The organism is Pseudomonas sp. Marseille-Q8238, assembly GCF_965111915.1.
The window spans coordinates 240,787-255,208 of record NZ_CBCOPI010000001.1 but is presented as its reverse complement, the minus strand read 5'-3'; the positions used below and the strand labels follow the sequence as shown (position 1 = coordinate 255,208).

At 52.3% G+C, this 14,422-nt stretch carries 9 protein-coding genes and 1 pseudogene; all 10 read right to left on the bottom strand.

The genetic code is table 11. The features are described 5' to 3' along the window. Positions 1–152: 152 nt before the first annotated feature. Positions 153–773, bottom strand: a complete 621-nt coding sequence (locus ACWPW0_RS01100) for a hypothetical protein (RefSeq protein ID WP_454254160.1) — start codon at positions 771–773, stop codon at positions 153–155. A gap of 119 nt (positions 774–892) precedes the next feature. Continuing rightward, complete coding sequence (locus tag ACWPW0_RS01095) at positions 893–1,276, bottom strand: hypothetical protein (RefSeq protein ID WP_454254159.1); 384 nt, start codon at positions 1,274–1,276, stop codon at positions 893–895. Positions 1,277–1,866: 590 nt separating this feature from the next. After that, positions 1,867–2,145 carry a hypothetical protein gene (locus ACWPW0_RS01090; RefSeq protein WP_447722237.1) on the bottom strand — a complete coding sequence of 93 codons (279 nt, stop codon included), beginning with the start codon at positions 2,143–2,145 and terminating at the stop codon, positions 1,867–1,869. A gap of 27 nt (positions 2,146–2,172) precedes the next feature. Further along, positions 2,173–2,313, bottom strand: a complete 141-nt coding sequence (locus tag ACWPW0_RS01085) for a polymorphic toxin type 50 domain-containing protein (RefSeq protein WP_432751851.1) — start codon at positions 2,311–2,313, stop codon at positions 2,173–2,175. 128 nt (positions 2,314–2,441) lie between these two features. Then, the gene (locus tag ACWPW0_RS01080; RefSeq protein ID WP_447588179.1) at positions 2,442–2,855 is read right to left on the bottom strand and encodes a hypothetical protein; all 414 of its coding nucleotides are present in this window, start codon (positions 2,853–2,855) and stop codon (positions 2,442–2,444) included. Between the two features lie 380 nt (positions 2,856–3,235). Then, positions 3,236–3,793, bottom strand: coding sequence for a hypothetical protein (locus ACWPW0_RS01075; RefSeq protein WP_447588177.1), 558 nt, complete (start codon positions 3,791–3,793; stop codon positions 3,236–3,238). Positions 3,794–3,795: 2 nt separating this feature from the next. After that, positions 3,796–6,096 (bottom strand): annotated as a pseudogene (locus ACWPW0_RS01070) (DUF637 domain-containing protein); the annotation flags it as partial. A 165-nt stretch (positions 6,097–6,261) separates the two neighbouring features. Then, positions 6,262–6,789 (bottom strand): hypothetical protein, encoded by a 528-nt coding sequence (locus ACWPW0_RS01065; RefSeq protein WP_447588174.1) that lies wholly within the window; start codon positions 6,787–6,789, stop codon positions 6,262–6,264. A gap of 215 nt (positions 6,790–7,004) precedes the next feature. Further along, positions 7,005–7,379 carry a hypothetical protein gene (locus ACWPW0_RS01060; RefSeq protein ID WP_454254158.1) on the bottom strand — a complete coding sequence of 125 codons (375 nt, stop codon included), beginning with the start codon at positions 7,377–7,379 and terminating at the stop codon, positions 7,005–7,007. Between the two features lie 453 nt (positions 7,380–7,832). Next, positions 7,833–14,405 carry a two-partner secretion domain-containing protein gene (locus ACWPW0_RS01055; RefSeq protein ID WP_454254157.1) on the bottom strand — a complete coding sequence of 2,191 codons (6,573 nt, stop codon included), beginning with the start codon at positions 14,403–14,405 and terminating at the stop codon, positions 7,833–7,835. Positions 14,406–14,422: the final 17 nt, after the last annotated feature.

Sequence of the window (14,422 nt, the reverse complement as noted above, 5' to 3'; positions counted from 1 at the left end):
GGACTCACCCTGCGCGTTGGCCCTGTAGCTCGACCAGCGATATTCAGCTGGGTGCTCAACCATGTCGGCCCGGATGGGATTCATCTCAATGTATCGATAACCAATAAACGTGGTCTGCCCCCCTATTACTCTATTGTCCCTTTATTGTCCCTTTAGTTAGATACTAGAAATCCTTTCTCAGTGAGAGCACACTTACCTCCTGCACACCAAAATTTGAAATATGGCTCCAAATCAATTTCAAATGAAAACAAAGGCCTCCCGATATACCAAGCAAGGTAATAGTCTGCTGCCAAGCCATAAAAAGACTCAAACAAGGCATATACTTGCTTAGCATCAGAAATCTTACTTTCCCTGACTGCATCTCCAACTTCATCGAAAAACCAATAATGGGGAATATCCTGTTGAAGTGAAAAGTCTAACTCCGACCTAGTAACAAATATCACTTGAGCATTGCGGAAGATTTCGGAAATCTCAAAATCACCAAGCGCAAAACTAACTCTTTCTTGCTCTCTTAGCCACTCTCCACCCAACTTAATAACTTCATTTTTATCAGCCATAAATTTTGGCAAGAGATATAGAGAGTCCGTCATTTTCCCAGAGAAAATAACACTACCAGCCCTACTAACCAACTCTTCGGAAAATGGGAAGTATTTAAATATTTTCCGAAGATCTTCACTGCTACTGCATGACTTCAACAAACCAAAAAAATGAGATTTATCAAATACCGCCTTAGCCTCACAAAAATCGCGCCAATCCGATAACAAAGAATCCATAACTATATTCCTGACACAGGCAAAGGCGGGGGAAAGGGGACAGATTTATTTTTGGCCGAGGCTGGTGGTTAGATAAATAAATCTGTCCCCTTTTCCCCTTCCTACCTATCTGTTTAATTCTAATCCAACATCCAATTTAAAAAACCTTCTTCTTTATTGAAGAACTTATGAATTACTGTACCTACCAATTCCCTATCAACAACAATCTCTCTTGGAAACTCAGCAAATTGCCCGCCGGCACATAGCTCCACTAATTCTTCGCCCCCCTCGTTCGGATTCAATAAAGTGAAATTTTCGTCAGATCTAGAACTTAGCGTTACAACAAACTCCCGCCCCCCTCCCCCAATACATAATTGCCAGCCATCATTTCTCTCAAGGACCAATAGCGTGTGCTGCCGCCCATCCATTTTATATAACGCATCAATGGCCTGTTCAGAACTACAACAGTCTAAAACCACATCATTATTTTTATTTTCATATCTATCATCAATAACCAGCTTCATTTGTTCCCCCTTACGGTCGTATTACTACAACCCCATTAGGCCCTACTACTGACAGTTCTTTAATCCCTAACTGCCGCACCATAGATCTGATACCACCATTTTGGTCACATGCCCGGCATGGCTGCCTATCAACATACAGAAATAAACTTTCACCAGCTACATTTAGACCTTGCTACTTGATTTGGTTAGGACAGAAAAGGGGACAGATTTATTTATCTAACCACCAACCTCGGCCAAAAATAAATCTGTCCCATTTTCCCACAAACGCCCTTTAAGAAGCCCATCAATCTTTCTGATCTCTTTCTGATCTCACTATATTTATTTCCACTCCACGGATCATAAAAATACCTTCGAGAAAATTTTTCTTTCAAATCCGGAGGCGCACCAAGCCCATCCTTCAGATAAATTTTCAAGATATTTTTCGAGAGGAAACACTCACCATACACGGACATATATATGTCCAACAAATCGAATTCAGGACTCAGCCTCATTTGATTAGCTCAAAACAATGGAAAAAGGGGGCAGATTTATTTATTGAACCACGCCATCACCCGAAAAATAAATCTGTCCCCTTTTTATTTTAATTATTCTTAAATTTCACGCCGCTTAAATACCCAAACTCCCTGATCAAGTATCGGCTCCGAGGCATCTAGCCGCAAGCACTTCACTGTAACCGTCCAGTCACCCTCGTAATCAGCAATCACCTCAGTTTCAACACAGGAGGCAGACTCAAAATCATCATCATCGATTTCTCCGTCAAAATAGAATCTAATATTCAGAATCAGTCCCGATACTGAAAATATAACAGCACGAAGCTTCCCTGAAACCTCACCTAACAATGCCCTTTGAATATTCAGACGGGCCATCACGATCACATCATCAAGAGAACACATTATTTACGGCCTCGCTGGCACAATGTGGATACCATCCTTAGAGTAGTGAATTATTCCATTCGCTGTAGGTGTTGCCACCCCTGCTCCATCTATATACGTCCCTATAGGCCCACCAAAATTCACCCTTTCTTTCGAGCCTGGCATGCCAACTGGAATATTACGGAAAAAGGGGACAGATTTATTTATCTAACCACCAGCCCCGGCTAAAAATAAATCTGTCCCCTTTTTACCCTAGCCAGTCAGGTGGAAAATAAATCTGTCCCCTTTTCCTACTATCTATTTTTGACCATACCGCTATATGGATCGGATATGGTCGAGGACATCTCAGTCTCAGCATCTTCAATCGCCTTTCGACTGGCAGCGGAGATCACTTGCCTGTCAAGCGTCACAAGAAAACACCAAGCCCTTACTAGCCCTAATCTAGACACTATTGATAGAGCGTAGTCGGTCACTTCCGGCTGATCCTGCCAACGCGAAATAACTAATTCCTCCAAACGAAATTTCAGTGACTCTGATAATAGAGAATATGTATGCCATTGGCGATCAGCCAATTCGTCAAGAGCTTCCATAAACTGAACAACACTCATATCGGCTTGTATCTGCAGAAACGCTTCAAGCTCACGTTCTACAGCTTCAGCCGCCATTCCTTCGGGTAACGATCGATAGTACTCAAAGCTCTTCATCATCAGAAATCTACAGACATACGAAAAAAGGGGACAGATTTATATATCCGACCACCAGCCCCTGCCAAAAATAAATCTGTCCCCTTTTCCGAGCTGAGCGATGTAATCAAGATGAAGCTGACCCGCTAGCGTCCAGTCGTTGAGGTTGTCCCCACCAATAAATGTATAAGATCTAAGAATCGTACTGGCGGCACCATCTGGCAACTGGCTTTCAAAGCTATTTATGACCAAAGAGCCTGCATCGAAAAAGGGGACACGAAAAAGGGGACAGATTTATTTATGTAGCAGCCACATCAGCCAGAAAATAAATCCGCCCCTTTTTTATATGATATTTTGCGGAAATTCCTCAGAGCCTGCCCCCTTCTTCACTTTTTCAATAGTGCTTATTTCGCGAAGTAGGATTTCAGAAAAACCTTTGCCGCTGCACTTTCAGCCGAAGTACCACCTGCAAGATCGACAACAACTTTCTTCGAGATAAAATTCAAATCTAAATATTCGACAAACTCTGGATTAAGCCCTACCTCCCTAACAGCAACCACCCCAAATTCCTCATACGCGCTCTCGTATGCAATCCAATCAAAATACCTGTTAAATATAACGATAGGATAACCAACTTCCCCACCCCAAAAATCTTCAAAGCCGGCCCTAATGGAGAGCATATCCTTTTCAGGTTTAACTCCATCAAAGACAAAACAAGATTCAGCCAATAATTGCTTACCTGAAAATTTTACAAAAACCTCTCCTCCATAACAGGTGACGCTTCGTGAAATCAAGCCAGAAAACAACTCCTCAAAATCAAGCAAGGGCCTTTCAAATAGCCAAAAAAAATACCCTTCGCCTACAAACAAATTAGCAGGTAAATCCTGCCCGAAATCAATAGCATGTGATAATTCCCTAACAATCTCAGAAACACCACCAAGGTCAACGCTGGAAAAAGTCAATATCACTCCCCAATAAACCTAATCTTTGTAGTTGGCCTCTTTACACCTTCAACTGTCAACGAAGCCGATGGTTGCCCAGTAGATGTTGACGACGGATAGAAGCGATATGTCTTACTGCCATTCGTCAATACCGTAACAGTACCATCCTTTGAGACCGTCTTCCTGTAACCATTAGACTCAAGTGCCTTAATGGCTGCCCCCTGAGAAATCGCCACTTCGATTTGCCCAGCACTATAGCGTGTTGCTTTCGGTAAAAAGGCAACACCTGTTGCAGGGTTGACAGGTTGATTCAGAGGCCCAAAGTCTCCATCCACCCGCGAAACTGCATTATCCCACTTAGGAGTGGCCGGCCCTGCTGGCGTACTGGAACTACCCGACTCATCGACAACATTCTTAACACCAGCCCCCCCCTTACCCAGAGCACCTAACGCAAGAGGATTGAGTCCAAACGGACTAAAACCAGTTTGCTCAGTGAACTTCGAGGCCTCGCTCATCCAGCGAGGATCGTTGGAATGATAAAGCTGAGCGATGTAATCAAGATGAAGCTGACCCGCTAGCGTCCAGTCGTTGAGGTTGTCTCCACCAATAAATGTATAAGATCTAAGAATCGTGCTGGCGGCACCATCTGGCAACTGGCTTTCAAAGCTATTTATGGCCAAAGAGCCTGCATCTATTTCTGCTCGAATTTCAGCACAATTACCTACACTCGCGCATTCCAGTAGGCGTTTGTGGTTGGCTAGACTGCGTTCACGAGCCTCTTTCTCTAGCTCGTCACAAGAGTTATTGGCATCACAATTCTTGGCCTTCTCCTTAAGTTCCTCCACATCCTGATGATTTAGGAAGTTGTACTGCGTGGCATTCTTCGCCACCCACGCCGTATTCTCCATGTCCCCGTCTGTCATCGCAGCAGCAGTTACGCCCACTAACTGGGACATCATCAACAGCAGGCTTTCATTTCCGTCAACGAGAGCGTTTAGCTGCTTGACGAGTGCCTCATTCGCACCTGCAGCAAGAGCACCGGTAACAAAATCGCCACCTGTCGCCTCACTAAGCAGACCACCTACAAGCGCATGAATAGCGATCTTTCCTGCGCTGCCATCATCTAGAACGCCTTGCGTGTGATCTCCTACAGCATTGAAGGTAGCGGCCGCTAAAGTATTGAATAGCGCACTTTGCAGCACATCCTTGAAGTCCACATCTCGACCAAGGGCTTTATTCAATGCGGCAGAAGTTCCGCCTTGCAGCATCTGATTACCGGCAAAACGGCTAATGCCGTCAAGGTTACTGAGATCAACCGTGACCTTGCCGGTTATCGAGTTGGTTTGGGTATTAAGCATCCCGTCATAGAGGCCTTCCGTCAGACCGGCTGTCACACCCGCCACCGCAGCATTTTTCAAGCTGCCGCTGCTGAACGTTTCCTTAAAAGCGGCACCAAGGTTGCCCTTGTTGTTGATCGTGCTAATAACTCCGGTCGTTGCCAGACTGGTCGCTGCCGCTCCAGTGGCAGCACCACCAAGAGCGCCGGCAGCCATCGGCCCGACAACAGCCGCCATTACGATCGCAATGATTAACTGCGCCCCAACACCCAGTCCCGAATGGCTGTACTTGAAGCTGTCGTGGATTTCCTTCACTTGCCGCCAGTCCACATCGCCACGCAATTCAGCCTGCTTGATCCACTCCAGACTCGGATCGGCCTGCACCATGGCATCAATGGTCTGGCTGACGGACTGCTGGTTGACCTCCTTGATGTCGATCTTCAGCCCTTCTACAGCTTTGATGACGATGTCGCCTTGGGCGATCATCTGGCTCTGAAGGAGCGTCTCATCCGTGGTGCCCTCACCTTCCATCGAGGTCCAGGCCCAACTGCTCTTGCTCTTCTCGTGGCTTTCCTGGTCGAGGTCTTTCACTGCCTCGAAGGTGATGGCACCGCCGCTGTCGAGGATCAGGTCATTGCCGCTTTCCAGGCGAGCGCGCTGGTAGAGCTGGTCTCCTTCGCTGACGAGGATCAGGTCACCGCCGGTGGTGATACTGCTACCAATGTTGCGAACCTTGGTTACTTCGTCGCGCTGGGTTTCCTTGCTGCCCCAGCCGCCTTTTTTCTTCTTGTCGTACAGGCTGTAGTCGCTGTTCTGCGCCGCCAGCAGGGCCAGTTGTTCGCCGGCATACAGATAGGCTTCATTGCCCGCCTTGAGATGGCTGGATACCAACGCCAGGTTGCCTTCGGCCACGACGCTGAGGTTGCCGCCCGCTTCGATCACTGACGCCTGCTGACGCACCTGCTGTTCTTCGCGCTCGACCTTCTTACCGCCGCCTTTGTGCCGGTATTCCAGGCTGGTCTGGTTGGCGGCCGAGGCGATGGTGACATGGAAAAAGGGGACAGATTTATTTATCTAACCACCAACCCCGGCCAAAAATAAATCTGTCCCCTTTTCCTAAATGGCGCCGACACATCCTGTGCGCTCTTTAAACTACGACTGCCAGAATGTCAGACAGACGCCATATTCATCGAGAAGATCGTCAGCAATTTCAAACTGAAACACCTTCTCTGGAAAGGCGTCGGATAACGCACGCTTCCAATATCTAGTGATCTGCTCAGCGAATAAATGACAAAGACGATAATCTTCTTCCGACAGGCCCACTTTAAATACGGGTCGACCCGGGGCATCCTCCCATTTTGAAAAGAACTGATTTATTGAAAAAATATTTCTGTATCGTTCAACGTCTCTACGCGATGTACTTTGTACCAACACATTAGATTCGGTCTCGACCAGCCCGTTCAAATGAAATTTTTGCGGATCGTATTGCTGAGCGTTAGGCATCCAGAAAATGTGACTATTTACCTCAATAAAATCAGGAGAGAGCAAACCCAGAACAGAAATTGCTTGTTCTAATGAAACCAAGTGTCCTACATATGAAAAAAATTCACCGGAACCGATATCTGAAACAAACAGACTCAACGACTCTTTAGAAATATTACCCTGGTAAACTTTCATCATTTCAACCCCAAGCTATCAAGAACCGACCGAGGAACATTTCCCTCAAAAACTTTTGTATCACTTCCCTTCTTGGGGAAATATGTTCCATTCGGAGCTTGGTTCCATTCGATCACCTTAATCCGAGAGCTAGACACATCATATAGTGCACGCCCCTCAGGACCGTAGACAACAACATGCCCATTCCCAAGATTCGCATAAGAATCGGGAGTTTGTCCTTACAACGGGTACTGAACACCACCACGCGTCCCCGTGGCCGTCACATCCGTTTTCCTGAGCCCCTTGGTATAATCTAAATCAATAATGTTACCGGCAGAGTCCGCAATGAACCTGGGTGTATTTGGAGCGTTAGTAGTTCCTTTTGGACCACCAGTTCGAATTACCAGGCCACCAGACGCTGCTGCCGCAGCCACCATAGCGCCTATCTGAGCGTTACTACTAGAGTGACCTTGGTTCTCAAGACCGAGCTGCACCTGTTCCTTCGTCAGTGCACCAACCGCACTCATGTTCTGCATTTGATAAATATGCAGATCACGTTTTAGTACCGAGGGAATACTGTCGTCGAAATAGAGCTTGCTGATTCTCTCTTGCAAACTTAGGCGGTCATGAGCCAGGTCACCGTACAGCTCAATGCAACTAGCCGGATCAGTAGCACAGAGGGCACCTAACGCATCATCGCCACCGAGAGAAATATCCCTGTGGGAAAAAGGGGACAGATTTATTTATCTAACCACCAACCCCGGCCAAAAATAAATCTGTCCCCTTTTCCGCTGGTCCCCTTTTTATTTTTCCCCATCTTTTTCTATTACCTACCAACATTTGCATCAATAAACTCCGAGATCAAGCTGCGCCTCTTGGCAATCCAGCATACAGAGCAAATTATGGAAATAGGCAGCGATATAAAAACATGAATCTTCATTATTACAAAATCTTTAACTTGAAAAACCGCCATCAAAAGACCTGATATAAAAAAAATAGCAAAAAAACACACAGAAAACACCATAACCCATGTTACTACCCATAACAAAATCTTTGTGGGATGGAAATTAATTTTCATTTTTTAGATCTCCATGAATTTTCCCGCCTAAGTCATACCCTTTCCACCCAACACCGAGCATATAAATAGCGCCAGCCGTGCCATATGGAGTAGGCTTATATGTAATGGGAACGTAGTAATTATTATCCATCTTCATGACCATAACTCCAAACATTGATTTTGGTCGATTTAGCCCATCAGCCACACCCATCGCCAGAGGAACCTTAACAAACCCACTCCCTAATGAAGTAGCCAAGTCCGCTCCGCTGTATAGAAGCGGGCCATAACCTCCAGGGATATCATTGAAGGCCATCTTTACTGGGTTGAGCGCACGCCCATCTCCAGAAAAATGTGTATACAACCCTGTTGTTCCTTCCGTTATATTGCCTGCACCAAAGACAGCCATAGATCCACCTCCAATGGCACACCCCAAACCTACTGTCCCAGCGCACAGGCTAACGCCGCCATAGATACTGATACCGCCCCCTACTAGTTGGCTAGTATATTTCCCAATAGGTAGTCCATCGGTACCCATGAAATCTTTCACACCGTCCCAAGCAGAGTACGTAAATAATCCTTTGGTCTGCTGGGACTCTACCCAAGCCAATTCATTGCTCAGCCTGAGCATTTCGCTATCAGATACATAATTCGCCAAGTACTCTTCACTATTTCTTGGGTATACCGCCCAGCACTCGAGCACATAGCAAGCTGCCCGCTCTAGATTTTCCTTTTTGAAGTCTCCCTTCTCAATTTCTTCCTGAATTGCCTTTTCTTCACCCAAATGAACATTCCGGTTGTACTGCGTAGCAGTCCCCGCCACCCAAGCACCTGTCTGCAGCGCTGCCCCATCCCCACCCTGCGCCGTCGCCGCCAGCACACCAATTACCTGCGAGTTCATCACCAGCAGGCCTTTCCTCTCCTCGGCGTCCATCGCGCTGTACTGCTGCGCAAGAATGTCTACCAGCGCTTCGTTGATGCCTGCCGCCAATGCGCCAGTCTTGAAGTCGCCGCCAGCCGCCTCCGCCGCAAGTCCGCCCATCACCGCATGCAGCAGGATTTTGCTCGGGCTGCCGCTTTTCAAGTCCCACGTCCCTGGGGCCGTCAAGTCGCCAATCAGATTGAAGCCCGCCGCAGCAAAGGTATTGGCCAAGCTGCTACGCAGGGCATCACTGAGTGAGCTATCACCACCAAGGGCGCGGTCAAGCACAGCTGAAGTGCCGTTCTGCAGCAACTGGTTGCCGGCGAAACGACCGATGCCTTCCAGGCTGGACAAGCCACCGTTGGCAACTACGTTTCCGCTATTCGGTAAAGCGCCTGCCGCTCCTGTCTCTGTGCCCGTCCAATTATCGAATACACCCTTTGTCAACCCGGCAGTAATACCCGAGACCAGATAACCGCGCAGGGCATCCTCTGAGGTCACGTCCTTAACTACTGCTCCTAAATTGCCTTTGTTGTTGATGGCGCTGATAGTCGCTGAACTGGCCATGGAGGTTAGGACTGCTGTTCCAGCCACATTTGCAGCGGTGCCTACCGCCGTAGCCGTTGCAATGGCCGACCCCGCTCCACCTACAGCGGAGCCCGCTCCTGCCACCAAGCCACTCGCCGCCCCCGCCGTGAAGTACGTCACGATGATGGCGATAACGATCATCAACGGACCACCCAACCCCGAGTGGTCGTAATCCCAACTGTCGTGAATCTCCTTCACTCGCCGCCAGTCGATATCACCGCGCTGTTCAGCCTCTTTGAGCCACGCCAGGTCCGGATCGGCTGTGACCATGGCGTCGATGGCCTGGCTCACCGTTTCCTGGTTCACCACCCTCACGTCGATATGGATACCTTCGACCGCCTTGATCAGGGTTTCACCCTTGGCGATCAATTGGCTTTGCAGCACGGTTTCGTCGGTCGAGCCCTCACCCTCCATCGAGGTCCAGGCCCAACTGTTCTTGCTCTTCTCGTGGCTTTCCTGGTCGAGGTCTTTCACTGCCTCGAAGGTGATAGCGCCGCCGCTGTCGAGGATCAGGTCATTGCCGCTTTCCAGGCGAGCACGCTGGTAGAGCTGGTCTCCTTCGCTGACGAGAATCAGGTCACCGCCGGTGGTGATGCTGCTACCAATGTTGCGGACCTTGGTCACTTCGTCGCGCTGGGTTTCCTTGCTGCCCCAGCCGCCTTTCTTCTTCTTGTCGTACAGGCTGTAGTCGCTGTTCTGCGCCGCCAGCAGGGCCAGTTGTTCGCCGGCATACAGGTAGGCTTCATTGCCCGCCTTGAGGTGGCTGGAGACCAGCGCCAGGTTGCCTTCGGCCACGACGCTGAGGTTGCCGCCGGCCTCGATCACCGACGCCTGCTGACGCACCTGCTGTTCTTCGCGCTCGACCTTCTTCCCGCCGCCTTTGTGTCGGTATTCCAGGCTGGTCTGGTTGGCGGCCGAGGCGATGGTGACATCGCCATTGGCGTACAGGTCAATGTCGCCACCGGCCTTGACCTTACTGGCGATTACCGCCAAATCGCGGCCGGCGCTGGCTTGCAGATCGCCACCGATCTGTACGTCACTGCCGTATTGAGTGACATCCGATTGCCGCAGATAGCCTTTGCGATCCCAGGTGTTTTGTCGGTTCTGCGCCTCCGCCGAGGTAATCAGCAGATCGTTGCCAGCTTGCAGGCTGGCGTCGCCACCCGCGCTGATGGCGCCACCGATATTGAGCAGATCACGTCCCGCACTGACGACCAGGTCGTTGCCTGCCTCGATGCGCGCAGCGCTGTCGACGAAGCTCTGCTGACGATCACTGTTGCGGCTCTGGCTCTGGTGGGTGGTGATGCTGCGTTCGTTGATCACATCGCCGCTCACGGCGATAAGACTTACATCCTGCCCTTTGATGATGCCGCCCTGGCTATTGCGGATGCTGTCACCGGCCAGCAATGACAGACGCTCATTGGCATGCATCAACCCGCTGTTGGCGATGTTCTGCCGGGCCGTGACATCAAGGTTACGCGTGGCGCGCAGGGTGCCACTGTTGTTCAGGTCAGTGCCGGAAATCAGGGCCACGTCACGGCCCTGGATCAACGCACCGCCCGGTGCCAGGCGACCTTCGGCCTGGGCCAGGTAAAGCACCGGGGCGAGCACCTTGACGCCATTGACCTCACGCTCTTCCATCCACACGATGTCATGGGTCAATGCCGCGATCTGCTCGGCACTCAGGCTCACGCCCACTGACAGGTTAAGCGCCTCCTTGCTGGCAACGGCGTTGTCCATCAGGTAACGAAACTGGGCTTCATCACTGTCCAGGCCAGCCAAATAGCGCTGCCCTGTGCGCGCCACGATGGCCTCGCGGATCAACCGCTGTTCGTAGTAGCCATCACCCAGGCGACGTTGCACCGTGTTCAGGTCATAGCCCAGCAAGTCAAGCATGTAGTCGGAGTTGAGGAAGCCTTTGAGGCTGGCGAACGCCGGGTTGGTCTCGATCAGGTAGGGATGATCGGGATTCAGGTTGAGGCTGAACAGACCGTTCTGGCCGCTGGGCACAGTGAAGCCCGGAAGCGCCAGAGGGTCGACCGCTTTTTGCTGAAGATCCGGTGGCAGTTGCGGGTTGAGGGTGACCTGGGTAGCAATGTCGCTGCCCGGCGCGCCAGTGTCGACGCGAGTACCACCACTGGCGAAGCTGAAAGAGGGGCGAATGCTGCCATTGCCAATCTGCAAGGCATTGATCTGCACATCACCACCGGCCTGCACGATGCCCGCATAACGCTGGGTCGCCTCGGGGGTATACGTCGTGCTGGGTGCCGTCCGATAAGGAAAATAGGACGCCAGCATACTGTTCACTGCCGCCGTGATATCGCCATTGGCTGATGACGAGTAGGTGGCGTTGAATCTGGCAACGGCATTGTCGATGAAGCCAACCGATTTCTGGCGATCGCTGGTGACACGACGCACAGTGATTGTCTCGCCGGTTTCCGCCCCCAGGTTCTCGAAGGTGAGGGCATCAACTTTGATGTCGCCATTGGCGGCCATCAGGCTATAGCGATTTTTTACGTCCGTTGCATGCAGGCTCAGATTCCCACCGGCCAACAGCGATGCGGTCCGCACATTACTGAGCGCTTCAGTGCGATCAGTTTCGCTAAGGTAGTAGCGTACGTTCTCCTTATCGCCACTGCAGTCCGTGCAGTCTCGCCCGTAGAACAGCGCTGAAACCTTGCGGCTAACCACAAGGGTTTCCAGCTCGTGAGCGTTCTCGATCCGGCTGGCCCGAATATCGATATCGCCTTCGCTTTCGATAACACCGGAAAGGTTGCTGAACTGTTGCGGCGCAGCGTTGCTTGCATCGGCGATAAAGCTCAAGTCACCAACGCTGTAGAGGTCACCACGCAGGTTGGTGAAGCGCTGGCCGATCAGGTGCAGGTCGCCACCGGAGAAGATCAGGCCATCGGTATTTTTCAGATTGGTAGCGGTCAGAGTCAGGGTGCCTGCACTGCCCAGCGTGCCATGGTTGTCCAGCTCGAGAGCGTGCAGGTTTAGCGCCGCATCGGCAGTAATCACCCCGCGACTGAGTAACGTGCCACCCAAGGTGAAGTCGGCCTGTTCGCCAGCGCTGATGCGCGCCTGGGTACCGAGGTCAGCACTGGCAGCCGTGAACACCAATCCTTGCTGCGTGGTGAGTTGGCCATTGCCGTTGTAGAAACCTGTCAGTTGCAAATCGATCAAGCCGTCGGCGGCAATCGTGCCGTCGTTGAGCCAATCCTCGCCCCGAATGACGATATCCGTCGCGGACAACAGCTTGCCCGTCGCCGTCTGCTGGAAAGTGCCGAAACGCAGGTTCAGGCGGTTGGCCTGCAAGACACTGCTGTTGCTCCAGTCATCGGCATCCAGGGTCAAGTCGCCATTGGTGATGAAGCTGCCACCCGCGTTGCCGAGATCCGCCAGGGAGAGGTTGAAACCTTGGGTACCCAGGTGACGGACCAGGCCAGCCTGGTTGCTGAGGCTGGCGCTGGTGAGGTTCAGCTCGGCATTGCCGATCTCGACCTTGCCATTGTCGTTATCGAAGCGAGCACCGATGACGAAGCGGCTCATGCCGCTGTTGCCCAATGCGCGCAGACGACCGCTGTCGTTGCTCAGGCTGCCGGCGCTGATATCGAGGTGAGTGCCGGCCTCAACCAGGCCGCTGGTGTTGTTCAACGCCGCACTCAGGTCGGTCTTGATCGCGCCATTGGCGGCCAGGGTGCCGCCCTGGTTGTCCAGGCTGGCACCACTGACGCTCAGGTCGCGACCGGCGAGCAGTTCGCCGGCACGGTTGTCACTGGTAGCGGCCTGGATGGTCAGGTCACGCTGGGCGAGCACCTGGCCATTGTGGTTATTCAGAGCATCGGCCTTGAGCGTGGCATCGCTCGCTGCCGTGAGCGTGCCGCCCTGGTTGTTCAGGGTCTGCACATCGGTGGCCAGGCTGCCATGGGAGGTGATGCTTCCCTGGTTGTCGACCTGCCCGCCATTGAGCTGCAGATGGCCGGCGCTGTTGAGGCTGCCATCGGCGCGCACACCCGCTTCGATGATGCCGGCGTTGTTCAACTGGTCGCTGTCGACCTGCAGGCGATTACCGGCTGCCAGGCTTTCGCCGACATCGACACGGTCGGCCTGCAGCGTGGCATTACGCCCGGCATAGGTGTCGTCGTTAAGCTCGATCTGCTCGGCACGCAGGGTCACGTCGCCGCTGGCCGCCGTGCGCGCCAGGCTGAGCTGGCCGTTGGCATCGATGTGGATATCACCGCCACTGGCGGCCATGTCGCCGGCCAACTTGACGCCCACGCCCTGCTCGGTGCCGACCAGGCGGATGGCGCCAGCGTACATGCCGCCCAACGCGGAGCTGTCGATGGCCAACTGAGGGGCGGCGCTGCCGCTGGCAGCCTTGGCGGTAGCGCTCAGGTCGGCGGCATCGACCTCGTTGCGCCCGGTGATCATCGCCAATTTCTGCGCATGCAGTTCGGCATTGATCTTGGCACTGCGGGTAATCAGTTCGAACTGGTCGACGTTGCGCGCGTTGAGCCCCTCGCCTTCGATGGCGATCTCACCACCGTCGACGTCATAGCGGTCGAGGCGGCCGTTTTCCACCACCGGTGTGCCTGTGGTCAGCGTCGCGCGTGGGGTGTTGAGGAAGCCGCAACCCTCGCAGGTGATGCCATGGGGGTTGGCGACGATGACATGCGCCGAGCGCCCCGCCACCTCGGTATAGCCTTTGAGCTGGCTGGGGCTGCCGCCGTTGACCTCGTTGAGGATGACCGACGCGGTGCCGCCCTTGAGATTTGGGTTGCCGACCACATAGCCACCCAGCTGGGTGTTCACCATGCTCTGGTTGCTGTTGTTGAGGATCAACCCCTGCTGGCCGACGTTGTAGTCAGTGAACTTGTTGTGCGACAGGCCGCTGCCGTTGGGCGTGGCGATGTTGACCATCGGTACGCCGTTGCTGGCGCTGCCGATGTTGGCATTGCCGCCTGCCGCCGCGTCGAGGGCCAGGTCCGCCGCCGTGCCGACGATGGGGTTGAGGAACATGACCCCCATGAGCACACAGGCGATGTTCTGGAAAATGGGGCTGCGTACGTCCATGTGCCGGCTACTCCTGC

Coding starts and splice junctions, on each gene's coding strand:
- ACWPW0_RS01095 (WP_454254159.1), bottom strand. CDS start 1,276: ATGAAGCTGGTTATTGATGATAGATATGAAAATAAAAATAATGATGTG.
- ACWPW0_RS01055 (WP_454254157.1), bottom strand. CDS start 14,405: ATGGACGTACGCAGCCCCATTTTCCAGAACATCGCCTGTGTGCTCATG.
- ACWPW0_RS01085 (WP_432751851.1), bottom strand. CDS start 2,313: ATGCCAGGCTCGAAAGAAAGGGTGAATTTTGGTGGGCCTATAGGGACG.
- ACWPW0_RS01065 (WP_447588174.1), bottom strand. CDS start 6,789: ATGATGAAAGTTTACCAGGGTAATATTTCTAAAGAGTCGTTGAGTCTG.
- ACWPW0_RS01080 (WP_447588179.1), bottom strand. CDS start 2,855: ATGATGAAGAGCTTTGAGTACTATCGATCGTTACCCGAAGGAATGGCG.
- ACWPW0_RS01100 (WP_454254160.1), bottom strand. CDS start 773: ATGGATTCTTTGTTATCGGATTGGCGCGATTTTTGTGAGGCTAAGGCG.